Below are 22061 nucleotides of genomic sequence, written 5' to 3' on the forward strand. Positions count from 1 at the left end.
GGGTATGGGTTCAGGGCGCCGCCAGGCACTCGCGCGCCTTGGCCAATACGGTGTCCGGTGCGATGACCTTCAGGCACTGGTTGTCGCCGTCGCAATAGGATGAGCGGTGGTTGTAGGCGGTCAGGCAGGGCGAGCAGGGCCACTGGCTGTAAAAGGAATGGCACTGCGGCGTCAGCGGCGCGTACAGGCCCGGGGTTTCGGGACCGAACAGCATCAGCGTCCAGATCGGCGTGAGCGCCGCGAACTGGCCCGGCCCGCCGTCGTTGGTGACCAGGAGGCGCGCCACATGGAACAGCGCCAGCAGCTCGGAGATAGAGCGCGTGTAGCCGGTGAGATCGATCACCGGGCTGGCTGGAAAGGCTGCCTGCACATTGGCCACCAGTTGCCGCGCCAGTGCCTGGTCGTCCTTCAGGCCTATCACGGCCACGGCGCAGCCGTCGGCCACCAGGCCCCGGCACAGCGCGGTGTAGGAATCCAGCGGCCAGGCGCGTATCGGCAGGATGCCGCCGCCCGGGTAGACCAGCACCAGCGGCTTGCCGGCGATCGCGGGGAAGTCCTGCGCGAGGCGGACCTGGATGCCCGGCACCAGCGCCGGGTCCAACTGCACGTGCGGCGGCGCTTTGCCGGTGCCCGCGGCCGCCAGGTTGGCCGGCAGTTTGGACTTGGGCACGGCCGTCGAATCAATCGCACGCGCCAGCGTCAGGAACTGCGCGCTGATGTGGTGGTAGGGGTTGTAGGGAACCGGCCGGTTGATGTGCGAGCCGCGGTACAGGCCTTCCTGCGTGTGGCGGTGAAAGCCCACGCGGATGCGCGCGCCGCTGGCGTACGACAGCAAGCTGCTGATGCGCGAGAACAGCTCGCAGTCAATCGCCACGTCGACATGCGCGCGGCGCAGCTCGCCGATCGCCTTCCACAGGCTGGACAGCAGGCCGCCCAGCGACTTGTCGTCCACCGTGTGCACGTTGGCCGGGTCCACCACCCGCATGAGGTCCAGGATTTCGCGGTTCTTGCCGAACAGCAGGGCATGCAGCGGCGCATCGGGGTAGCGCTGTTTGAGGCGCGCGAACATCTCGTGGGCCAGCACCAGGCTGCCCATTTCCGACAGCAAAATCACCACGATGGCGCGCGGCGCCGCGTCGGCACCCGAATCCTTGCGAAAGCGCCGCGCCACGGCGTCCACCGCGGAAACGGCCGCGCACAGCGGAATGCCGGCCCAGCGGTCTATCCAGCGTTGCAGCTTGATGTTCATTACACCCCCCGCTGCCGGTCGGCACGGAACCGCGCGCTGAATTCGCCGAAACGGCCGGCGTCCAGCGCGTCGCGCACTTCCTGCATGAGGTTCAGGTAGTAGTGCAGGTTGTGGATGCTGGACAGCATGGGGCCCAGCATTTCGCCGCAGCGATCCAGGTGGTGCATATAGGCACGCGAGAAGTTCTTGCAGGTGTAGCAGCTGCAGGTCGCGTCCACCGGCTGGTCTTCGGTCTTGTAGCGCGCGTTGCGTATCTTCAGGTCGCCGAAGCGGGTGAACATATGGCCGTTGCGGGCATTACGGGTCGGCATCACGCAGTCGAACATGTCGACGCCGGCGGCCACGCCCTCGACCAGGTCTTCGGGTGTGCCCACGCCCATCAGGTAGCGCGGCTTGTGCGCCGGCAGGCGGTGCGGCGTGTGCGCCATGATGCGCTGCATCTCTTCCTTGGGCTCGCCCACGCTGACGCCGCCCACGGCATAGCCCGGCAGGTCCAGCTGGACCAGCGCGTCCAGCGATTCCTGGCGCAGGTTTTCAAACATGCCGCCCTGCACGATGCCGAACAGCGCGTTGGGGTTCTCCAGCTTGTTGAATTCGGCGACGCAGCGGCCGGCCCAGCGCAGGCTCAGCTCCATGGAATGGCGCGCTTCGCTTTCGGTGGTGATGTGGCCCTTGGTGTCGTAAGGCGTGCATTCGTCGAACTGCATCACGATGTCGCTGTTGAGCACGGTCTGGATCTGCATGGAGATTTCGGGTGTCAGGAACAGCTTGTCGCCGTTGACGGGCGAGGCGAACTTCACGCCCTCTTCGGAAATCTTGCGCATCTCGCCCAGCGACCAGACCTGGAAGCCGCCGCTGTCGGTCAGTATCGGCTTGTTCCAGCTTTCAAACTTGTGCAGGCCGCCGAATTGCTGCATCACGTCCAGGCCGGGCCGCATCCAGAGGTGGAAGGTGTTGCCCAGGATGATTTGCGCACCCATATCGTGCAGCGATTGCGGCATCACGCCCTTGACCGTGCCGTAGGTGCCGACCGGCATGAAGATGGGGGTTTGCACCACGCCGTGGTTGAGCGTCAGCTTGCCGCGGCGGGCGTAGCTGCCGAGATAGGCGCCGGCGCCTTCGCCGGCCGGCGCGTCGGTCTTCAGAACTTCAAATTCGAGCATCTTGGGATTGTCGCAGGTGTACGCGGGGAGATTCAGGCGCCCTCAGGCCCCGTCAGTTGCGGGCCAGAGGGGTTTTGCGCGCCAGCAGCATGGCGTCGCCATAGCTGAAAAAGCGGTAACGCTGGGCGATCGCATGCCGGTACAGCGCCATGATGTGCTCATAGCCCGAAAACGCGCTGACCAGCATCATCAAGGTGCTTTTGGGCAGGTGGAAGTTGGTCAGCAACAGGTCGACCACGGCGAACTCGAAGCCCGGCGTGATGAAGATGTTGGTGTCATTGCACTCGGGGCCGAACTTGGCGTGCGACTCCAGCGCGCGCACCGTGGTCGTGCCCACGGCCACCACGCGGCCGCCGCGCGCCTTGCAGGCGGCGACGGCCTCGCGCGTGGCCGGGGGCACCTCAAAGCGCTCAAAGTGCATGGTGTGTTCGGCGATGTTTTCGGCCTTGACGGGCTGGAAGGTGCCCGCGCCCACATGCAGGGTCACGCTGGCCCGCCCGATGCCGCGCGCCTCCAGCTCGGCCAGCACAGCCTCGTCAAAATGCAGTGCGGCCGTGGGCGCCGCCACGGCGCCCGGGTTTTTGGCGAACACCGTCTGGTAGCGCTGCTCGTCCTCGGCGGAATCGGTGTGGGTGATGTAGGGCGGCAGCGGCACATGGCCGTGCTGCGCCATCAGCGCGTAGGGGTCGCTGCTCAGGCGAAAGCGGTACAGCGGCCCGCTTTCCTCGGGCCAGCGGCCCAGCAAGGTGGCGGTGAAGCCGCCGTCCATTTGCAGCACCGCGCCCGGCAGCGGTTTTTTGCTGACCTTCATGTGGGCGGCGACTTCGTGGCCCTGGTCCGCATGGGGCGACAGCACCCGCTCTATCAGCAGCTCCAGCTTGCCGCCGCTGGCTTTCTGGCCGAAGAGGCGGGCCTTGACCACCTTGGTGTCGTTAAAGACCAGCAGGTCGCCGGGCTGCAGCAGGCCGGGGAGTTCGGTGAAACGCCGGTCCACCGGCGGGCTGCCCTGCCCGTCAAGCAGGCGCGAGGCGCTGCGCTGGGCGGCGGGGTGCTGGGCTATGAGTTCTTCGGGCAGCGTGAAATCAAAATCGCTGAGGGTGAAATGGGTGCTCATGAAGGCACAATTGTCCCATGTCGCCACCTGGTGCTCCTGCCCGCAAACCCGCCCCGCCCGAGGCCGGAGAACTGGCTGCGGCCCAGGCCAGGCCTGAAAAAGCCCCGGCCAAGTCGCCGGCGCAAAAAGCCCTGGAAAAACTGGGCCTGCGCCGCGACATCGACCTGGCCTTGCATTTACCCCTGCGCTACGAGGACGAAACCCGCATCGTGCGCCTGGCCGACGCCCGCGACGGCGACCTGGTGCAGATCGAGGGCGTGGTGACGCACAGCGACGTCGCCTTCCGCCCGCGCCGGCAGCTGCGCGTGACGGTGGACGACGGCAGCGACACCTGCGTGCTGCGCTTCATCAATTTTTACCCGGCCCACCAGAAGACGCTGAGCGTGGGCGCGCGCGTGCGCGTGCGCGGCGAGCTACGCAGCGGTTTTGTGGGCCGCGAGATGATCCACCCCAGTTTCAGGCTGGCCGAAGGCGAGCTGCCGGGCGCGTTGACGCCGGTCTATCCCACGGTGGCCGGCCTGCCGCAGAACTATTTGCGCAAGGCGGTGCTCAGCGGGCTGTTCCGCGCCGACCTGCGCGAGACACTTCCCCAGGAAGTGCTGGGCAAGGGCTTGCCGCAAGCCCTGTGGAGCCTGCGCGAGGCGCTGCAGTTCCTGCACCACCCGACGCCCGACGTGTCGCTGGCCACGCTGGAAGACCGCAGCCACCCGGCCTGGCAGCGCCTGAAAGCCGAGGAGCTGCTGGCCCAGCAGCTGTCGCAGCTGCAGGCCAGGCGCATACGCGCGGCCATGCGCGCGCCGGCGCTCACGGGCCCGGCCATGCGCGGCCCGCAATGCACGCTGGAAGAACAATTGCTGGAACGCCTGCCCTTCCGGCTCACCGCGGCCCAGCAGCGCGTGTGCGGCGAAATCGAGGCGGACCTGAAGAAAAACATCCCCATGCACCGCCTGCTGCAGGGCGACGTGGGCGCCGGCAAGACCGTGGTGGCGGCGCTGGCCGCGGCCCGCTGCATGGACGCGGGCTGGCAATGCGCGCTGATGGCACCCACCGAAATCCTGGCCGAGCAGCATTTCCGCAAGCTCATTGGCTGGCTGGAGCCCCTGGGCATCAAGACCGCCTGGCTGACCGGCAGCCAGAAGGCCAAGGAGCGGCGTGAGATGCTGGCGATGATAGAAAGCGGCGACGCCGGCCTGGTGGTGGGCACGCATGCGGTGATCCAGGACAAGGTGAAGTTCAAGAACCTGGCGCTGGCCATCATCGACGAGCAGCACCGCTTCGGCGTGGCGCAGCGCCTGGCCCTGCGCAGCAAGATGACTGAAGGCGGCGAAGAACCTCATTTGCTCATGATGACCGCCACCCCGATCCCTCGCACCCTGGCCATGAGTTATTACGCCGACCTCGACGTCTCCACCATCGACGAGCTGCCGCCCGGCCGCACGCCCATCGTGACCAAGGTGGTCAGCGACGCGCGGCGCGACGAGGTGATCACTCGCATACGCGGCCAGCTCGCCGAGGGGCGGCAGATTTACTGGGTCTGCCCGCTGATCGAGGAAAGCGAGTCCATCGACCTCGTCAACGCGACCCAGACCCATGAAGCCCTGAGCGCCGCCTTGCCCGGCGTGATGGTCGGTTTGCTGCATTCGCGCATGCCGCTGGCGGAAAAAAAGGCGGTGATGGCGCTGTTCACCGGTGGGCAGATGGGCGTGCTGGTCAGCACCACGGTGATAGAGGTGGGCGTGGACGTGCCCAATGCCTCGCTGATGGTGATAGAGCACGCCGAGCGTTTCGGCCTGAGCCAGCTGCACCAGCTACGCGGCCGGGTCGGGCGCGGGGCGGCGGCTTCGGCCTGCGTGCTGCTGTATTCCACCGGCGATGCGTCCCGGCTCGGTGAAATGGCGCGCGAGCGTCTCAAGGCCATGGCGCAGACCAACGACGGCTTCGAAATCGCCCGGCGCGACCTGGAAATCCGCGGGCCGGGCGAATTTCTGGGCGCGCGGCAGTCGGGGGCGCCGCTGCTGCGTTTTGCCGACCTGGCCACCGACACGGAATTGCTGGCCTGGGCGCGCGGCCTGGCGCCCACCATGCTGGACCGGCATGCGGAACTCGCGCACCGGCACATCCTGCGCTGGCTGGGCGGCAAGGCGGAGTACCTCAAGGCCTGAACACCGCGATACGGCAGGCGAGAAAAGCAGGACAATAAGCCCATGACGCTGACCGAACTCAAATACATCGTTGCCGTTGCCCGGGAAAAGCATTTCGGCAAGGGCGCCGATGCCTGCCACGTTTCCCAGCCCACGCTCAGCGTGGCCATCAAGAAGCTGGAAGAGGAGTTGCAGGTCAAGCTGTTTGAGCGCAATGCCAATGAAATCACGGTCACCCCGCTGGGCGAGGAGATCGTGCGCCAGGCCCAGAGCGTGCTCGAGCAGGCCGACAACATCCGTGAAATCGCCAAGCGCGGCAAGGACCCGCTGTCCGGCCCGCTGCGCCTGGGCGTCATTTACACCATAGGCCCTTACCTGCTGCCCGACCTGGTGCGCCAGGCCATCGCGATGACGCCGCAGATGCCGCTGATGCTGCAGGAGAATTTCACCGTCAAGCTGCTCGAGGAACTGCGCACCGGCGAAATCGACTGCGCCATCCTGGCCGAGCCCTTCCCGGACGCCAACCTGGCGATCGCGCCGCTCTATGACGAGCCCTTCATGGCGGCCGTGCCCAGCGCGCATGCGCTGGCCGCGCGCGGCGGCGTGACGGCCGAGGAGCTCAAGAAGGAAACCATGCTGCTGCTGGGTACCGGCCACTGCTTTCGCGACCATGTGCTGGAGGTCTGCCCCGAGTTCGCGCGCTTTTCCAGCAGCGCCGAAGGTATCAGCAAAAGCTTTGAGGGCTCGTCGCTGGAGACCATCAAGCACATGGTGGCGGCCGGCATGGGCATTACGCTGGTACCCCGTTTGGGCGTGCCCAAGGAAGCGCTGGCCGAGCAGGCCGCCGCCAAAAAGGCGGGGAAAGGAAAAACCGCCCCGGGCCGCGGCAAGGTGGCCGCAGAGCAACCTTCGTTCATCAAATACCTGCCCTTCGAGGGCGACGTGCCGAGCCGGCGCGTGGTACTGGCCTGGCGGCGCAGCTTCACGCGTTATGAAGCGATCGCCGCGCTGCGCAACGCCATCTACGCCTGCGAGCTGCCCGGCGTCATCCGCCTGTCTTGAATCCCGCCTATGGCGCGCATTGACGGCGGCTGTTGCGGCCGCCATCCCGATTTCGTTAAAGTTGCCCCTGAATTTTCAAAAAAAGGAAACCCAATGGCCAAGCCTTCCGCCAAACCCAATGGAAAAGCCGCACCCTCCATCAACATCGGCATCAGCGAAAAAGACCGCGCGGCCATCGCCAAGGGCCTGAGCCGCCTGCTGGCCGACACCTACACGCTCTACCTCACCACCCACAACTTCCACTGGAATGTGACGGGCCCCATGTTCAATACACTGCACCTGATGTTCATGACGCAGTACACCGAACTCTGGGCCGCGGTCGACCCCGTCGCCGAACGCATACGCTCGCTGGGCCATCCCGCGCCGGGCTCTTATGCGCAGTTCAGCAAGCTGGCTTCGATTCCCGATGTGCCGGTGCTGCCGCCCAAGGCGCTCGAGATGGTGCGCATCCTGGTGCAGGGCCATGAAGCCGTGGCGCGCACCGCGCGCGAGCTGTTCCCGCTGGCCGACAAGGCCCATGACGAACCGACGGCCGATTTGCTGACCCAGCGCCTGACGGTGCATGAGCAGACCGCGTGGATGCTGCGCTCGCTGCTTGAAGAATAAGCTCGCCCTCTATCTTCAGCTGATCCGCTGGAACCGCCCGGCGGGCTGGCTGCTGCTGCTGTGGCCCACGCTGTCGGCGCTGTGGGTGGCTTCGCACGGCTTTCCGGGCTGGCACCTGGTGGCGGTGTTCACGCTGGGAACCATATTGATGCGCAGCGCGGGTTGCTGCGTCAACGACGTGGCCGACCGGGACTTTGACCGCCACGTCAAACGCACGGCCCAGCGGCCGGTCACCAGCGGCGCGCTGTCGGTGCGCGAAGCGCTCATCGTCGGCGCGGTGCTCGCGCTGCTGGCCTTCGGCCTGGTGCTCACCACCAATACCGCCACCATCGCCTGGTCGTTCGCGGCGCTGGCGATCGCGCTGGCCTACCCTTTTGCCAAGCGTTATGTGTCCATGCCGCAGGCCGTGCTGGGCGTGGCCTTCAGCTTCGGCATTCCCATGGCTTTTGCCGCCGTGCAGTCGCGCGTGCCGCTGCTGGCCTGGGTGCTGCTGCTGGGCAACCTGTTCTGGGTGGTGGCTTACGACACCGAATACGCCATGGTGGACCGCGACGACGACCTCAAGATAGGCATGAAAACCTCGGCCATCACGCTGGGCCGTTTTGACGTGGCGGCGGTGATGGTGTGCTACGCCGCCTACCTGGTGGTCTGGGCCTGGGTCCTGCCGGACATGGTGCGCCAATCGCCCGTTTTTTGGGTCGCCATGGGCGTAGCCCTGCTGCAGGCCTTGTGGCATGGCTGGCTGATTCGCAAGCGCGGGCGCGAGGACTGCTTCAAGGCCTTTCGCCTCAACCACTGGCTGGGTTTTGCGGTTTTTGCGGGCATCGCCCTGTCTTACCTGGGCCGCTGACCGCGCAAGGCCCGGAAGGCGCCCATAAAAAAGCCCGCGTGAAGCGGGCTTTTTTGCGTCAGCCTGAGCTGGTCAGACGGCGGCCTTCTTGGCCTTTGCCTTGCGCTTGGCTTTCTTGGCCTTTGCCTTGGTGGCGGGGGCTGCTTTTTGGGCGGGTGCTGCGGCAGGCGCGGCAGCGGGGGCTGCTGCAGGTGCTGCGGCGGGAGCCTGGGCCGATGCGGACGTGGAAATCACGGCCAGGGGCATGGCGAGGACGGCTGCGCTGATGAGGGTGGACAGAAGTTTGTTCATGTGAAGCTCCGGATGTTGGGAAAAGTTGTAACGCGGATGCTGCCGGGGTGTCCCACAGGGTGTGGATCAAGACAAGCTGCACGTACGCTCCTGTTCAACGTTTGCCGCCGCCGGGCGGTTGACGCGTCTTTCAGGCGCCGCCGAACTCGTCGCCCAGCTCGGCGGCGCGTTGCCGGGCGGCGTGGATGGCGCGCATGAACTGCATCTTGACGCGGTCCTGCTCCATCGATGTCAGCGCAGCGTAAGTCGTGCCGCCTTTGGAGGTGACCCGCGCGCGCAGCTCCTGCGGCGGCTCATCGGAGGCCTGTGCCAGCGCGGAGGCGCCCACAAAGGTGCCGATCGCGAGCTGGCGCGCCTGCGCCAGGGGCAGGCCCATGTCAGTGCCGGCCTCGATCATGGCCTCGATGAAATAAAACACATAGGCCGGGCCTGAGCCGGACAGCGCGGTCACCGCGTCCAGCTGGGCTTCCTCGGCCAGCCACAGGTAGTCGCCCGTGGGCTTGAGTACTTTTTCGATCGCCTGCCTGTCGGCGCCGGTGGCGGCCTCGCGGGCGAACAGCGCCGTCATGCCCTTGCCGACCAGCGCCGGCGTGTTGGGCATGGCGCGCACCACGCGCTCGGTGCCCAGCCAGTGCGCAATGCTGCCGGAGCGCACGCCGGCCGCCACGCTCAGGTGCAGGGCGGTTTTGGTGTGAAAGCGCGTTTGCAGGGCCGCATCCTTGAAGACCTGCGGCTTGACCGCCCAGACGACCAGGCCGGCGGCGGCCAGCCAGGCGCCCGGGCCTTCGTGGAGCTCAATACCGAATTGCTGCGCGAGCTTGGCGCGCTGCTCGGCGAAAGGCTCGACCACCTGGATCTGGCCGGCCGGCAGGCCCTGCTTGAGCAGGCCGCCGATGATGGCGCTGGCCATGTTGCCGCCGCCTATGAAGGCGATGTGCTCGTTGTTTGCGCGGGAGGTGGAAGTCATGCGTTGTCAGTCCAAAAATTCAAAGGCCAGCCACTGGCTGATTTGCCGGGGGCTGAAGTTGTCGTCGCTGATGAACATCAGGCTGCGGCGCCCGTTGGGAAGCACCGGGCCCCAGCTCATGCCTTCGCTATTGTCCAGCTGTTTGAGCCGCGGGCCGGCGCCAGGGCCGGTAAAGGCCGAAAAATCCGCCAGCAGGGTTTTGCCGGCCGGCCGGTAAGCGCCCGGCCGCAGGGTGGGAAGCTCCAGCGTGTCGCCGGCCTGGCGGGTATCGATCAGGTAAAGGCGCAGCGAATTGCCCGAACCCGTCACGTAGGCCCGCTCCAGCACCAGCATGCGCTCGGCGTCCAGCATCAGGATTTCCGCCACGCCGTTGTCGGCAAAGGCGGTGGGCGGCACGGGCGCGCGCGGGATGGCGTCGGGTACATAGGCAATCTGCCGCAGGGCCTTGCCGCTGGCCAGGTCTATCTGGGTGAAGCGGCAGGGGCCGCCCGGCGCCTCTACGCTGGGCACGGGGCCGTCCTGCAGCAAGGCGTTTTCCATGGCGATCCAGGCCGTGCGGCCGTCGGGCGCCAGCGCCAGGCCTTCGAGCGTCAGGTTGCCGCGCGGCCCCGCGCCGGCCTGGAAATTGAACATCGCCGGCAGGGCGAATTCGCGCACAAAGCCGCCGTCGGGACGCGCTTCGCGCAGCCAGGGCGCGGTGCCGCTGGGCGCATGGCCTTCGCTGGTCCACAGCAGGGTGTTGCTGGCCGCGCGCCAGCGAATCGCTTCCGGGTCGGGCACCGGCCCGCCCCGCAGCGCCGGAGGATAGGGGCTACCGTCAGCCTGGCGCAGCGTGGCCACGCCCAGCAGCTCGGGCGCGCCCAGGCTGTCCATGCCCAGCGCGATGCGCGCGGTGTAAAAGCGCGCCGGGTTGATGCTGGAGCTGTCGTCGCTGATCAGGTAATAGAGGTCGCCGGCCGGGTCGTAGTCCATGCCCGACAGCCCGCCCACGGTGCTGCCCTGGAATTGCAGGCGGTGCGCAAAACGGGATTCGCCGATCAGGCGCAGGCGTGCGCGGGGCGGCTGGCCCGCCGCGGGCGGCAACGGCGGTGCCGCGCAGCCGGCCAGGCCCAGCACGGCGGCCGCGCCGGCGCCGAGGATGAGCCGGCGCTTCGAAAGAGGCGTGGCGGGGGTGTTCATGCGGCCAGTCTAGCGGCCGCCCCTGTGGGAAATGTGACAGCGGCGCAGGCAGCGTTCACTGCAGCACGGTCTGCCGCACCGCCTGCTCCCAGCGCGCCATCAGCTCGGCCGCCCGGTCCGCGCCCAGGGTGGGCAAAAACTTGCGCTCGGCGCGCCACATGCCCGAGAGTTCTTCGGTGCTGCGGTACACGCCGCTGGAAAGCCCCGCCAGGTAGGCGGCGCCCAGCGCGGTGGTTTCAATCACGGCCGGGCGTATCACCGGGATGCCCAGCAGGTCGGCCTGGAACTGCATCAGCAGGTCGTTGACGCAGGCGCCGCCGTCCACGCGCAGCTCGGCCACGGGTGCGGCACCGGCGCCGACCGCGTCGCGGCTCATGGCCTGCAGCAGGGCCGCACTCTGGTAGGCGATGCTTTCCAGCGCGGCGCGCGCGATGTGGGCGACGGTGGTGCCGCGCGTGAGCCCGGTGATGGTGCCGCGCGCGTCGGGTTTCCAGTAGGGCGCGCCCAGGCCGGTAAAGGCCGGCACCATCATCACGCCGCCCGAGTCGGGCACGCTTTCGGCCAGCGCCTGCACTTCGGCGCTGCCCTTGATGGCATGCAGGCCGTCGCGCAGCCACTGCACCACGGCGCCGCCCACAAACACGCTGCCCTCGATGGCGAACTGGGTTTGCGGGGTCGCTTGTGCTGCACTGGTGGTCAGCAGGCCGTTGTGGGAAGTCTGGAACTGCCCGCCCGTGTGCATCAGCATGAAGCAGCCCGTGCCGTAGGTGTTTTTCGCCATGCCGGCCTTGAAGCAGGCCTGCCCGAAGAGGGCGCTTTGCTGGTCGCCGGCGACGCCGCCGATGGCAATCGCATGGCCCAGCAGCTCGGGCCGCACCTCGCCGTAATGCGCGCTGGAGGGCAGCACCTGGGGCATCAGCGAGGCCGGGATGCCCAGCAGGTCCAGCAGTTCCGTGTCCCACTGGTTGTTGTGCACATTGAACAGCATGGTGCGCGAGGCGTTGCTGACGTCGGTGGCATGCAGCGCGCCGCCCGTGAGCTGCCACATCAGCCAGCTGTCTATGGTGCCGAAAGCCAGTTCGCCGCGCTCGGCCTGCGCGCGCGCGCCGGGCACGTTGTCGAGCAGCCACTTGAGCTTGGTGCCTGAAAAATAGGCATCAACCAGCAGGCCGGTTTTGGACTGGATCAGTTTTTCCTTGCCCTGCTCGCGCAGTTCGGCGCAGGTGGCTTCGGCGCGCCTGTCCTGCCAGACGATGGCGTGGTGCACCGGCTGGCCGGTCTTGCGGTTCCAGAGGGCGGTGGTTTCGCGCTGGTTGGTGATGCCCAGCGCGCGTATGTCGCCGGCCTTGATGTTCGCTTTGGCCAGCACCTCGCGCGCCGTGGCCAGCTGGGTGCGCCAGATTTCATTCAAGTCGTGCTCGACCCAGCCGGGCCGGGGGTAGATCTGCGGCAGCTCCTGCTGCGCCAGGGCCACGATGTGGCCGTGTTCGTCAAACACGATGCTGCGGGAACTCGAGGTTCCCTGGTCGAGGGCAAGGAGGTAGGTCATGCGCTGGAGTGTATGAAAACCGCTGTTGCCCGGCGCTCAGGAATGGGCCACTTCGCAGCTCACGTCCGCTTCCTCCAGCAGGGCCGGGAAGGGCTCGGGCGGCGGCATGTCGGTGAACAGCCGGTCGATCTGTGAAAGCCTGGCCAGCTCGACCATGGCCGGGCGGTTGAATTTGCTGCTGTCGGCGGCCAGCCAGACCTCGCGGGCGTGCTCGATGATGGTCTGCGCGACCTTGACCTCGCGGTAGTCGAAGTCGCGCAGCGAGCCGTCGGGCTCTATGCCGGAAATGCCGATGACGGCGATGTCGACGCGGAACTGGCGCATGAAGTCCACCGCCGCCTCGCCCACGATGCCGCGGTCGCGCGCGCGCACCACGCCGCCGGCCACGATGACCTCGCAGTCGGTGTTGCCGCACAGGATGGCCGCCACATTGAGGTTGTTGGTGATGACGCGCAGTCCCTTGTGGTTCAGCAAGGCCTTGGCGACGGCTTCGGTGGTGGTGCCTATGTTCAGGATCAGCGAGCAGTCGTTGGGGATGCGCCTGGCAACCGCCTCGGCGATACGCGCCTTGCCTTCGGCATTCAGGCTTTCGCGTTGGCGGTGCGCGATGTTTTCAATGGTCGACGTGGGCACCCGCACGCCGCCGTGAAAGCGCGTCAGCAAGCCGGCTTCGGACAGGCGCTGCACGTCCCGCCTGACGGTCTGCAGGGTGACGTTGAGCTTGTCGGCAAGCTGCTCGACGGAGGCCGAGCCGTGGGCGCGGACCACGTCAAGAAGCTTGATTTGCCTGGGATTGGAGTTCACGCGGGTCCAAGTCTGGGGGGATCTAAGGGGAAATCGGGGAATTAAAAGGACCTAAGAATGACAGCTGTATGGCCTTGGGGAAACTTTATATCGAAACAAAAGGAAACAGATAAGGGAAAACAATTAGATAAAACAATCAGAAAGGAAGAAAAATAGAAAAAAACCGAACTTATCAAGTTCTGTCTACAAATCCTCGGGAGACGCTTTCTTGTTGACTGTTTCAAATTTCTTGCCTGCCCTGGCCCCGTCCGGGGTGCCCGGCGGCCTGTTCCGGCCCCAGCGGGGCGGGGGAGCGGCGTGATGCAGCTGTCCCTGGACCAGATCAGCAAAAAGGTCGGCGCCGAGCAATGGCTGTACGACATGAGCCTGGCGCCGCGCAGCGGCGAAGTCACGGTCTTGCTGGGCGCCACGCAGGCCGGCAAGACCAGCCTGATGCGCATCATGGCCGGCCTGGACGTCCCCACGCACGGCAAGGTCCTGGTCAACCAGGCCGACGTGACCGGCATGCCGGTGCGCGAGCGCAACGTTGCCATGGTCTACCAGCAGTTCATCAACTACCCCTCGCTGCGCGTGGCCGACAACATCGCCTCGCCGCTCAAGCTGCGCGGCGAAAAAGACATAGAGCGCAAGGTGCGCGGCCTGGCCGAGCGCCTGCACATCGACATGTTTCTGGACCGCTACCCGGCTGAACTCTCGGGCGGGCAGCAGCAGCGCGTGGCCCTGGCGCGTGCGCTGGCCAAGGGCGCGCCGCTGATGCTGCTGGACGAGCCGCTGGTCAACCTCGACTACAAGCTGCGCGAGGAATTGCGCGAGGAACTGACCCAGCTCTTCGCCGCGGGCGACTCCACGGTCATTTACGCCACCACCGAGCCCGGCGAAGCCCTGCTGCTGGGGGGCTACACCGCCGTGATGGACGGCGGTGAGCTGCTGCAGTATGGCCCGACGGCCGAGGTTTTCCACGCGCCGCAGTCGCTGCGTGTGGCGCGGGCCTTCAGCGACCCGCCCATGAATCTGGTCGCGGCGCTGCCCGCCGCCCAGGGCCTGCAGCTGGCGGGCGGCCCGGCGCTGGCGCTGAAGCTGCCGGACGCACCGGCGCAGCGCCTGGCCTCTTTCACGGCAGGGGTTCGCGGAAGCGCCCTGCGCGTCACGGCCCGCGAAGGCGACGTGGCACTGCCCGGCAAGGTCGAGCTGGCCGAGATCTCGGGCTCCGACACCTTTGTCCACGTGGCAACGGCCGTGGGCGAACTGGTGGCGCAGCTCACGGGTGTGCACTACTTTGACCTGGGCGCGCCCGTCACCCTGTACCTGGACCCGGCGCAGGTTTATGTTTTCGACGCCGAAGGCGCGTTGCTTTTGGCTCCACGGAGGTCTCATGGCGCGCATTGACCTGGACCTGGCCCATGCCTACCGGCCCAACCCGCGCGAGGACAGCGACTACGCGCTGCTGCCGCTGACCATGAGCTTTCGCGACGGCGGCGCCTACGCGCTGCTGGGCCCCTCGGGCTGCGGTAAAACCACCATGCTCAACATCATGTCCGGCCTGCTGGTGCCCTCGCAGGGCAGCGTCAAGTTCGACGGCGTGGACGTGACGCGCGCGACGCCGCAGCAGCGCAACATCGCGCAGGTTTTCCAGTTCCCGGTGATCTACGACACCATGACGGTGGCCGAGAACCTGGCCTTTCCGCTGCGCAACCGCAAGGTGCCCGAAGAGCAGATCAAAAAACGCGTGGGCGAAATCGCCGAGATGCTGGACATGAGCGGCCAGCTCAACCAGCGCGCGGCCGGGCTGGCGGCGGACGCCAAGCAGAAGATCTCGCTGGGCCGCGGCCTGGTGCGGCCCGACGTGTCGGCCGTGCTGTTCGACGAGCCGCTCACCGTGATCGACCCGCACCTCAAATGGCAGCTGCGGCGCAAGCTCAAGCAGATCCACCACGAGCTCAAGCTCACGCTGATCTACGTCACGCACGACCAGGTCGAGGCGCTGACCTTTGCCGAAGAGGTGGTGGTGATGACGCGCGGCCGCGCGGTGCAGACCGGCTCGGCCGACGCGCTGTTCGAGCGGCCCCGCCATACCTTTGTCGGCCACTTCATCGGCTCGCCCGGCATGAACTTCCTGCCGGCCACGGTGTCCGGCGGTGCGCTGCGCGTCGCGGACCGGCCGCTGGCACTGCCGCCCGGGCGCGCCATGCCCGACGGCGAGCTCAAGCTGGGCGTGCGCCCCGAGTATGTGGTGAAGACCGCGCCCGGCGACCCGGCGGCGCTGCCCTTCACCGTCACGCTGGTGCAGGACATAGGCACGCACTGGATGCTGACGGCGCGCATCGGCGAGCACACCCTGAAAGCCCGCCTGAACCCCGCCTCACGCGCACCGCAGGTCGGCGAAGAGATCTGGCTGCAGGTCATGGGCACGCACACCTGCCTGTACCTCAACGATGAACTGGTGGAAGCATGAGCACGACGACGAAGCCTGTTAACCAGAAGGCCTGGCTGCTGGTGCTGCCGGTCATCATCTGCGTGGCCTTTTCCGCCATCCTGCCGCTGATGACGGTGGTCAACTATTCGGTGCAGGACATCATCTCGCCCGAGCGCCGCGTGTTTGTCGGCACCGAGTGGTTTGCGTCCGTCATGCGTGACGAGGATTTGCATGCGGCGCTGTGGCGGCAGCTCACGTTCTCGCTGGCGGTGCTGGCGGTCGAGATCCCGCTGGGCATCGCGCTGGCGCTGTCCATGCCGGCGCAGGGCTGGAAAGCCTCGCTGGTGCTGGTGCTGGTCGCCCTGTCGCTGCTGATCCCCTGGAATGTGGTCGGCACCATCTGGCAGATCTACGGCCGGGCCGACATAGGCCTGCTGGGCGCGATGCTGCAGAAGGTGGGCTTTGACTACAGCTACACCGGCAATGCCACGCACGCCTGGATCACGGTGCTGATGATGGATGTCTGGCACTGGACGCCGCTGGTGGCCTTGCTGGGTTACGCCGGCCTGCGCTCGATTCCCGACGCCTACTACCAGGCCGCGCGCATAGACGGCGCCAGCAAGTTCGCGGTGTTCCGCTACATCCAGCTGCCGAAAATGCGCGGTGTGCTGATGATCGCCGTGCTGCTGCGCTTCATGGACAGCTTCATGATCTACACCGAGCCTTTTGTGCTCACGGGCGGCGGGCCGGGCAATGCCACGACCTTCCTGTCGCAATACCTCACGCAAAAAGCCGTCGGCCAGTTCGACCTGGGCCCGGCGGCGGCTTTCTCGCTGATTTACTTTTTGATCATCCTGCTGCTGTGCTTCATCCTCTATAACTGGATGCAGCGGGTGGGTACGCAGGAGAAGGAGGGCGTGGAATGAACACACCGAAATTCCAGGCTCGCACGCTGTTCCTCATCGCCTACATCCTGTTCGCGCTGCTGCCCATCTACTGGATGGTCAACATGAGCTTCAAGACCAACAGCGAGATCCTGTCGAGCTTTTCCTTCTTTCCCCAGCAATTCACCTGGGACAACTACAAGACCATCTTCACCGATCCGTCCTGGTATTCGGGCTACATCAACAGCCTGATCTACGTCGCCATCAACACGGTGATCTCCATCACCGTGGCCTTGCCGGCCGCCTATGCGTTCTCGCGCTACAGCTTCCTGGGCGACAAGCATGTGTTCTTCTGGCTGCTGACCAACCGCATGACCCCGCCCGCGGTGTTTTTGCTGCCCTTCTTCCAGCTCTACACCACGGTGGGCCTGATGGACACCCACATCGCGGTGGCGCTGGCCCACCTGCTGTTCAACGTGCCGCTGGCGGTGTGGATCCTGGAAGGCTTCATGAGCGGCATTCCGCGCGAGATCGACGAGACCGCCTACATCGACGGTTATTCCTTCCCGCGCTTTTTCACGCGCATCTTCCTGCCGCTGATCAAGGCCGGCGTGGGCGTGGCGGCTTTTTTCTGCTTCATGTTCAGCTGGGTGGAGCTGCTGCTGGCGCGCACGCTGACCAGCGTCAACGCCAAGCCCATCGTCGCGACCATGACGCGCACGGTGTCGGCCTCGGGCATGGACTGGGCCACGCTGGCGGCGGCCGGCGTGCTGACCATAGTCCCGGGCGCGATCGTGATCTGGTTTGTGCGCAATTACATCGCGAAGGGTTTCGCGATGGGCAGGGTCTAGAAGGAGATGACAGATGTTTGAGTGGATGGCCTGGACGACGCCGGTGGCGGTTTTTTTCAGCTGCATCGTGCTGATGCTGGTGGGCATGACGGTGTGGGAGATCAAGTCGCCGACGACGATGCGGCGCGGCTTCCTGCCGCTGGAAACCACGCGCGGCGACCGATTGTTCATAGGCCTGCTCAGCGCGGCCTATGTGAACCTGATTTTTGTCGGCATCAGCGGCAAGCTGGCCGGCTGGCTGGGGCTGGAGGCGGACCCCTCCATCTGGATCAGTTTTGTGCTGTCCATGGTCTTGCTCGCATGGATCATGCGCAAGGGCTAGGCAGGACGTGAGGAAGAAAGAAGTGCGCAGAAAAAGGAACCCGGCTCATATTCCCCGGAGCCGAACAAGCCTTCAACCACGGGGAGTGAACCAATGAGGAGACAAGTCATGAAGATGCGTTATACGGCACTGGCAGTGGCCGCGGTGTGTGCCATGGCCAGCCCCGGCTGGGCCGGCGAGGCCGAAGCGAAGAAATGGATCGACAGCGAATTCCAGCCTTCCACGCTGTCCAAGGACAAGCAGCAGGCGGAGATGAAGTGGTTCATCGACGCGGCCAAGAAGCTGCAGGCCAAGGGCGTGAAGGAAATCTCGGTGGTGTCCGAGACCATCACCACCCACGAGTACGAATCCAAGACGCTGGCCAAGGCCTTTGAGGAAATCACCGGTATCAAGGTCAAGCACGACATCATCCAGGAAGGCGACGTGGTTGAAAAACTGCAGACCTCCATGCAATCGGGCAAGTCGATTTACGACGGCTGGATCTCCGACTCCGACCTGATAGGCACCCACTACCGCTACGGCAAGATCCTGGCGCTGTCCGACTATATGGCCGGCGCGGGCAAGGAATACACCAACCCGGGCCTGGACCTCAAGGACTTCATCGGCACCAGCTTCACGACGGCGCCCGATGGCAAGCTCTACCAGCTGCCCGACCAGCAGTTCGCCAACCTTTACTGGTTCCGCGCCGACCTGTTCGCGCGCAAGGACCTGCAGGACAAGTTCAAGGCCAAATACGGCTACGACTTGGGCGTGCCGCTGAACTGGAGCGCCTATGAAGACATCGCCGAGTTCTTCACCAACGACGTGAAGACCATAGACGGCAAGCCCATTTACGGCCACATGGACTACGGCAAAAAGGATCCGTCGCTGGGCTGGCGCTTTACCGACGCCTGGCTGTCCATGGCCGGGACCGCCGACAAGGGCATTCCCAACGGCATGCCGGTGGACGAGTGGGGTATCCGCGTGGCGGCCGACAAGTGCACGCCGGTGGGCGCCTCGGTGGCGCGCGGCGGCGCCACCAATTCGCCGGCCGCGGTGTACGCGCTGACCAAGTATGTGGACTGGATGAAGAAGTACGCACCCAAGGAAGCTAGCGGCATGACCTTCGGCGAGGCCGGCCCGGTGCCGGCCCAGGGTCAGATCGCCCAGCAGATCTTCTGGTACACGGCCTTTACCGCCGACATGACCAAGAAGGGCCTGCCGGTCGTGAACGCCGACGGCACGCCGAAGTGGCGCATGGCGCCCGGCCCCAACGGCCCCTACTGGAAGCAGGGCATGCAAAACGGCTACCAGGACGTGGGCTCCTGGACCTTCTTCAAGGACCATGATGCCAACAAGGTCGCCGCCGCCTGGCTGTATGCGCAGTTCATCACCTCCAAGACCGTTTCGGCCAAAAAATCGGTGGTGGGCCTGACCTTCATCCGCGACAGCGACATCCACCACGAGTACTTCACCAAGAACGCCGCCAACTACGGCGGCCTGATCGAGTTCTACCGCAGCCCGGCCCGCGTGGCCTGGACGCCGACCGGCAACAACGTGCCCGACTACCCCAAGCTGGCGCAGCTCTGGTGGAAGAACGTGGCGCAGGCTGTGACGGGTGAAAAAACGCCGCAAGGCGCGATGGACAACCTGGCCGACGAGATGGACCAGGTGATGGGACGCCTGGAGCGCGCCGGCATGGCCCACTGCGCGCCCAAGCTCAACCCCAAGAGCGACCCGGCCAAATGGCTGAGCGACAAGGGCGCGCCATGGGCCAAGCTGGCCAATGAAAAGCCCAAGGGCGAAACCATCAACTACGACAAGTTGCTGCAGGCCTGGAAAGACGGCAAGGTGCGTTAAACCGCGGGGCCGTGCGGCGCTTGGGTGCCGCACGGCCCTTTTTTGCGGATGAGGGCGGCGCTTGCCGCCACGGCGCTGGGGTAAGCTCGTCGCCACTTTAAAAAAATGGGTTTGTATGGAACGGGAATCAAAGCCCATGTCGACTGAATTCGCACCTGCTGCCGCCACGCGGCGCCAGGACTTGATGGACAGCCTGGCCGCGCCTCGCCACTACGACATCGCCATCATCGGCGGCGGCGCCACCGGCCTGGGCGTGGCGCTTGACGCCGCCGCGCGCGGGTTTTCCGTGGTGCTGGTGGAGTCGCACGACTTTGCCAAGGGCACCTCCTCGCGCGCCACCAAGCTGGTGCACGGCGGCGTGCGCTACCTCGCGCAGGGCAATATTTCACTGGTGCGCGAGGCCTTGCTGGAGCGCACCACCTTGCTGGCCAATGCACCGCATCTGGCGCAGCCGCTGCCTTTTGTCATGCCTTCCTACAAATTCTGGGAGGCGCCGTTCTACGGCATAGGGCTCAAGATGTACGACGCGCTGGCCGGCAAGGCCGGCCTGGGCGCGACCGAATTCCTCAATCGCCAGGAAACCCTGGCGTATTTGCCGACGGTGCAGCCGCGCGACCTCAAGGGCGGCGTCAAGTACTGGGACGGCCAGTTCGACGACGCGCGGCTGGCGCTGGCGCTGGCCCGCACAGCCGCGCGCCAGGGAGCGCTGCTGGTCAATTACTGTGAGGCCACCGGCCTGATCCATGAAGGCGGCAAGCTGGCCGGCCTGCATGCGCGCGACCAGGAAACCGGCCGCACATTTGAGATCCGCGCGAGCTGCGTGGTGAACGCCGCCGGCGTCTGGGTGGACCAGCTGCGCCTGCAGGACGGCCAGGCCATAGGCCGCGACACCAAGCCCATGGTTGCGCCCAGCCAGGGTGTCCATATCGTGGTGGACCGCTCGTTTTTGCCCACCGACCATGCCCTGCTGGTGCCCAAGACGGCCGACGGCCGGGTGCTGTTTGCCGTGCCCTGGCTGGGCAAAACCATTTTGGGCACCACCGACACGCCGCGCCACGACCTGGCCCGCGAGCCGCTGCCTTTCCGGGAAGAGGTCGATTTCATCCTGCGCGAGTCGGCGCGTTACCTGAGCCGCGCCCCGGGCCCGGCTGACATCAAAAGCATTTGGGTGGGCCTGCGGCCGCTGGTCAAGCCGCCGGACGAGGATGCCGGCAGCACCCAGGCCCTGTCGCGCGAGCACACGGTGCTGGTCAGCAAAAGCGGCCTGGTCACGGTGACCGGCGGCAAATGGACCACTTACCGCGCCATGGCGGAGGACGTGCTGGACAAATGTTTTGGCGCGGCCCTGCTGCCCGCGCGGGCCGCCAGCACCACCGCGCATTTGAAGTTAGTTGGCGCTCACAACTCGGGTCATAAGATCAGCGAGGCCCCCGGCCCTCATCTATATGGCAGCGAGGCGGCTTCCCTGGACAGCCTGCCGGGCGCCGGCCACGAGCTGGGCGGCGGCCTGACCGAGGCCATGGTGCGCTTTGCCGCCCGCCATGAATATGCGCGCACGGTGGAAGACGTGCTGGCGCGGCGTTCGCGGCTGCTGTTCCTGGACGCCGCGCTGGCCCGGACCCTGGGGCCGGAAGTGGCGGCCCTGCTGCAGCAGGAAAACGGGGTGGATCCGCAGCTCGACGCATTTTTGGCGCTCTGCGGCCAATACCTGAGCCTGCCCGACTGAGTACTGCCCTGAATCGCTCCGCTTTTTATAGCGGACTTTTCTTTCTGGTATTGATGCCAGGCTAGATTTCATCCCTGAAATTCACTCCCTCGGGGGCACCGGTTCCAGCCGCGGCTTTGCGGTTCCTGGGCCGCCAGGCCCGCATGCAAAAGCGCTGTTGGGATATTTTCACACCAGCCGGTTGACACTGCCAGGCGATTCAGTGATAATCGTGGGCTTCGCTCTAAAAAGGCGAGGAATTCTGCCTAACGGAAGCATCACAAGTGGTTTGTGGTGTGGACGACAGGCCCAAGACTGATTGGCTGGCGATCTCAAGGGGTTGTCTTCCGGTGCAAGTTGGGAACACATTTAAATGATTCAAACGCAATCCAAGCTCGATGTTGCTGACAACACGGGTGCCAAGTCCGTGATGTGCATCAAGGTTCTGGGCGGCTCCAAGCGCCGGTACGCCAGCGTTGGTGACGTCATCAAGGTGAGCATCAAAGAAGCCGCTCCGCGTGGCCGCGTCAAAAAAGGCGAGGTTTACAGCGCTGTGGTCGTTCGCACCGCCAAGGGCATCCGCCGCGGTGACGGCTCCCTCGTCAAATTCGATGGCAACGCAGCCGTGTTGCTTAACGCCAAGCTGGAGCCTATCGGCACCCGCATCTTCGGACCAGTGACGCGCGAACTGCGCACTGAAAAGTTCATGAAGATCGTGTCCCTGGCTCCTGAAGTTCTGTAAGGACGCGCCATGAACAAGATTCGTAAGGGCGACGAGATCATCGTGATCGCCGGTCGCGACAAAGGCAAGCGCGGCAAGATTTCGCTGCGCAAAGACGACGGCCATGTCGTGGTTGAGGGCATTAACCTGGTGAAAAAACACACCAAGCCCAACCCTCTGAAGGGCACCACCGGCGGCATCGTCGAAAAAAGCATGCCGATTCACCAGTCGAACGTGGCAATCTTCAATGCCGCAACCGGCAAGGCGGATCGCGTTGGCATCAAGCTCCTGGCTGACGGCAAGAAAGTGCGCGTCTTCAAGTCCAGCGGCGAAGAAATCAAGGTTGCATAA

21 protein-coding genes are annotated in these 22061 nt (G+C 65.6%); 13 read left to right on the plus strand and 8 right to left on the minus strand.

Features of this window, described 5'->3' with window-relative positions; genetic code table 11:
• Positions 1-10: 10 nt before the first annotated feature.
• The 3 genes from ACEN9P_RS13240 to queA are packed head-to-tail and all read right to left on the minus strand — an operon-like array spanning position 11 to position 3526.
• On the minus strand, positions 11-1249 hold the full coding sequence (locus ACEN9P_RS13240) for a glycosyltransferase family 9 protein (protein WP_495619511.1): 1239 nt from the start codon (positions 1247-1249) through the stop codon (positions 11-13).
• Entirely contained in the window at positions 1249-2412 is a 1164-nt protein-coding gene (gene tgt / locus ACEN9P_RS13245; RefSeq protein WP_495619512.1) for a tRNA guanosine(34) transglycosylase Tgt, read from the minus strand. The genes ACEN9P_RS13240 and tgt overlap by 1 nt, the downstream gene beginning before the upstream one ends.
• Positions 2413-2464: 52 nt before the next feature.
• Positions 2465-3526, minus strand: a complete 1062-nt coding sequence (gene queA, locus ACEN9P_RS13250) for a tRNA preQ1(34) S-adenosylmethionine ribosyltransferase-isomerase QueA (protein WP_495619513.1) — start codon at positions 3524-3526, stop codon at positions 2465-2467.
• Positions 3527-3543: 17 nt separating this feature from the next.
• On the opposite strand from queA, the gene recG reads away from it, so the two are divergent.
• The 4 genes from recG (at position 3544) to ubiA (ending at position 8185) form a co-directional block, all read left to right on the plus strand.
• The gene (gene recG, locus ACEN9P_RS13255) at positions 3544-5688 is read left to right on the plus strand and encodes an ATP-dependent DNA helicase RecG (RefSeq protein WP_495619514.1); all 2145 of its coding nucleotides are present in this window, start codon (positions 3544-3546) and stop codon (positions 5686-5688) included.
• A 42-nt stretch (positions 5689-5730) separates the two neighbouring features.
• The gene (locus ACEN9P_RS13260) at positions 5731-6729 is read left to right on the plus strand and encodes a LysR substrate-binding domain-containing protein (RefSeq protein ID WP_495619515.1); all 999 of its coding nucleotides are present in this window, start codon (positions 5731-5733) and stop codon (positions 6727-6729) included.
• Positions 6730-6822: 93 nt separating this feature from the next.
• Positions 6823-7335: a Dps family protein gene (locus ACEN9P_RS13265; protein WP_074579285.1), complete on the plus strand. Its 513-nt coding sequence runs from the start codon at positions 6823-6825 to the stop codon at positions 7333-7335.
• Positions 7292-8185 carry a 4-hydroxybenzoate octaprenyltransferase gene (ubiA, locus tag ACEN9P_RS13270; protein WP_477661515.1) on the plus strand — a complete coding sequence of 298 codons (894 nt, stop codon included), beginning with the start codon at positions 7292-7294 and terminating at the stop codon, positions 8183-8185. The genes ACEN9P_RS13265 and ubiA overlap by 44 nt, the downstream gene beginning before the upstream one ends.
• A 72-nt stretch (positions 8186-8257) precedes the next feature.
• Here the strand turns inward: ubiA and ACEN9P_RS13275 are convergent, their stop codons facing one another.
• The 5 genes from ACEN9P_RS13275 to ACEN9P_RS13295 form a co-directional block, all read right to left on the minus strand.
• Complete coding sequence (locus tag ACEN9P_RS13275) at positions 8258-8476, minus strand: hypothetical protein (protein WP_477661516.1); 219 nt, start codon at positions 8474-8476, stop codon at positions 8258-8260.
• A 130-nt stretch (positions 8477-8606) separates the two neighbouring features.
• Positions 8607-9443 carry a pyrroline-5-carboxylate reductase gene (proC, locus tag ACEN9P_RS13280; RefSeq protein ID WP_495619516.1) on the minus strand — a complete coding sequence of 279 codons (837 nt, stop codon included), beginning with the start codon at positions 9441-9443 and terminating at the stop codon, positions 8607-8609.
• 6 nt (positions 9444-9449) lie between these two features.
• Complete coding sequence (locus ACEN9P_RS13285; protein ID WP_495619517.1) at positions 9450-10622, minus strand: esterase-like activity of phytase family protein; 1173 nt, start codon at positions 10620-10622, stop codon at positions 9450-9452.
• Between the two features lie 55 nt (positions 10623-10677).
• A complete protein-coding gene (gene glpK / locus ACEN9P_RS13290) occupies positions 10678-12171 on the minus strand; it encodes a glycerol kinase GlpK (protein ID WP_495619518.1) in 1494 nt (497 codons plus the stop codon).
• 36 nt (positions 12172-12207) lie between these two features.
• Positions 12208-12975, minus strand: a complete 768-nt coding sequence (locus ACEN9P_RS13295; RefSeq protein WP_477661520.1) for a DeoR/GlpR family DNA-binding transcription regulator — start codon at positions 12973-12975, stop codon at positions 12208-12210.
• Between the two features lie 300 nt (positions 12976-13275).
• Here ACEN9P_RS13295 and ACEN9P_RS13300 point away from each other — a divergent pair, with 300 nt between their 5' ends.
• From ACEN9P_RS13300 to rplX, 9 genes are all read left to right on the plus strand, one after another.
• Positions 13276-14361, plus strand: a complete 1086-nt coding sequence (locus ACEN9P_RS13300; RefSeq protein WP_495619519.1) for an ABC transporter ATP-binding protein — start codon at positions 13276-13278, stop codon at positions 14359-14361.
• Complete coding sequence (locus ACEN9P_RS13305) at positions 14348-15427, plus strand: ABC transporter ATP-binding protein (protein WP_495619520.1); 1080 nt, start codon at positions 14348-14350, stop codon at positions 15425-15427. The genes ACEN9P_RS13300 and ACEN9P_RS13305 overlap by 14 nt, the downstream gene beginning before the upstream one ends.
• Complete coding sequence (locus ACEN9P_RS13310) at positions 15424-16314, plus strand: carbohydrate ABC transporter permease (RefSeq protein ID WP_477661523.1); 891 nt, start codon at positions 15424-15426, stop codon at positions 16312-16314. The genes ACEN9P_RS13305 and ACEN9P_RS13310 overlap by 4 nt, the downstream gene beginning before the upstream one ends.
• Positions 16311-17123 carry a carbohydrate ABC transporter permease gene (locus tag ACEN9P_RS13315; protein ID WP_074579302.1) on the plus strand — a complete coding sequence of 271 codons (813 nt, stop codon included), beginning with the start codon at positions 16311-16313 and terminating at the stop codon, positions 17121-17123. The genes ACEN9P_RS13310 and ACEN9P_RS13315 overlap by 4 nt, the downstream gene beginning before the upstream one ends.
• A 13-nt stretch (positions 17124-17136) precedes the next feature.
• On the plus strand, positions 17137-17445 hold the full coding sequence (locus tag ACEN9P_RS13320; RefSeq protein WP_477661524.1) for a DUF2160 domain-containing protein: 309 nt from the start codon (positions 17137-17139) through the stop codon (positions 17443-17445).
• Positions 17446-17553: 108 nt separating this feature from the next.
• Positions 17554-19284 carry an ABC transporter substrate-binding protein gene (locus tag ACEN9P_RS13325; protein WP_413326977.1) on the plus strand — a complete coding sequence of 577 codons (1731 nt, stop codon included), beginning with the start codon at positions 17554-17556 and terminating at the stop codon, positions 19282-19284.
• A 136-nt stretch (positions 19285-19420) separates the two neighbouring features.
• Positions 19421-21010 carry a glycerol-3-phosphate dehydrogenase/oxidase gene (locus ACEN9P_RS13330; protein WP_477661525.1) on the plus strand — a complete coding sequence of 530 codons (1590 nt, stop codon included), beginning with the start codon at positions 19421-19423 and terminating at the stop codon, positions 21008-21010.
• Positions 21011-21362: 352 nt separating this feature from the next.
• Entirely contained in the window at positions 21363-21731 is a 369-nt protein-coding gene (gene rplN / locus ACEN9P_RS13335; protein WP_007869247.1) for a 50S ribosomal protein L14, read from the plus strand.
• Positions 21732-21740: 9 nt separating this feature from the next.
• The gene (rplX, locus tag ACEN9P_RS13340; protein WP_495619521.1) at positions 21741-22061 is read left to right on the plus strand and encodes a 50S ribosomal protein L24; all 321 of its coding nucleotides are present in this window, start codon (positions 21741-21743) and stop codon (positions 22059-22061) included.

It is taken from the genome of Polaromonas sp. Polasp52, from assembly GCF_059491565.1.

What these genes read in the sequence shown, in the direction of transcription:
- ACEN9P_RS13325 (WP_413326977.1), top strand. Translation starts at nt 17,554, where the DNA reads ATGAAGATGCGTTATACGGCACTGGCAGTGGCCGCGGTGTGTGCCATG.
- proC (WP_495619516.1), bottom strand. Translation starts at nt 9,443, where the DNA reads ATGACTTCCACCTCCCGCGCAAACAACGAGCACATCGCCTTCATAGGC.
- recG (WP_495619514.1), top strand. Translation starts at nt 3,544, where the DNA reads ATGTCGCCACCTGGTGCTCCTGCCCGCAAACCCGCCCCGCCCGAGGCC.
- rplX (WP_495619521.1), top strand. Translation starts at nt 21,741, where the DNA reads ATGAACAAGATTCGTAAGGGCGACGAGATCATCGTGATCGCCGGTCGC.
- ACEN9P_RS13330 (WP_477661525.1), top strand. Translation starts at nt 19,421, where the DNA reads ATGTCGACTGAATTCGCACCTGCTGCCGCCACGCGGCGCCAGGACTTG.
- ACEN9P_RS13265 (WP_074579285.1), top strand. Translation starts at nt 6,823, where the DNA reads ATGGCCAAGCCTTCCGCCAAACCCAATGGAAAAGCCGCACCCTCCATC.
- queA (WP_495619513.1), bottom strand. Translation starts at nt 3,526, where the DNA reads ATGAGCACCCATTTCACCCTCAGCGATTTTGATTTCACGCTGCCCGAA.
- ACEN9P_RS13260 (WP_495619515.1), top strand. Translation starts at nt 5,731, where the DNA reads ATGACGCTGACCGAACTCAAATACATCGTTGCCGTTGCCCGGGAAAAG.
- ACEN9P_RS13240 (WP_495619511.1), bottom strand. Translation starts at nt 1,249, where the DNA reads ATGAACATCAAGCTGCAACGCTGGATAGACCGCTGGGCCGGCATTCCG.
- tgt (WP_495619512.1), bottom strand. Translation starts at nt 2,412, where the DNA reads ATGCTCGAATTTGAAGTTCTGAAGACCGACGCGCCGGCCGGCGAAGGC.
- ACEN9P_RS13305 (WP_495619520.1), top strand. Translation starts at nt 14,348, where the DNA reads ATGGCGCGCATTGACCTGGACCTGGCCCATGCCTACCGGCCCAACCCG.
- ACEN9P_RS13320 (WP_477661524.1), top strand. Translation starts at nt 17,137, where the DNA reads ATGTTTGAGTGGATGGCCTGGACGACGCCGGTGGCGGTTTTTTTCAGC.
- ACEN9P_RS13300 (WP_495619519.1), top strand. Translation starts at nt 13,276, where the DNA reads ATGCAGCTGTCCCTGGACCAGATCAGCAAAAAGGTCGGCGCCGAGCAA.
- ACEN9P_RS13285 (WP_495619517.1), bottom strand. Translation starts at nt 10,622, where the DNA reads ATGAACACCCCCGCCACGCCTCTTTCGAAGCGCCGGCTCATCCTCGGC.
- ACEN9P_RS13315 (WP_074579302.1), top strand. Translation starts at nt 16,311, where the DNA reads ATGAACACACCGAAATTCCAGGCTCGCACGCTGTTCCTCATCGCCTAC.
- ACEN9P_RS13310 (WP_477661523.1), top strand. Translation starts at nt 15,424, where the DNA reads ATGAGCACGACGACGAAGCCTGTTAACCAGAAGGCCTGGCTGCTGGTG.
- rplN (WP_007869247.1), top strand. Translation starts at nt 21,363, where the DNA reads ATGATTCAAACGCAATCCAAGCTCGATGTTGCTGACAACACGGGTGCC.
- ACEN9P_RS13275 (WP_477661516.1), bottom strand. Translation starts at nt 8,476, where the DNA reads ATGAACAAACTTCTGTCCACCCTCATCAGCGCAGCCGTCCTCGCCATG.
- ubiA (WP_477661515.1), top strand. Translation starts at nt 7,292, where the DNA reads ATGAGCAGACCGCGTGGATGCTGCGCTCGCTGCTTGAAGAATAAGCTC.
- glpK (WP_495619518.1), bottom strand. Translation starts at nt 12,171, where the DNA reads ATGACCTACCTCCTTGCCCTCGACCAGGGAACCTCGAGTTCCCGCAGC.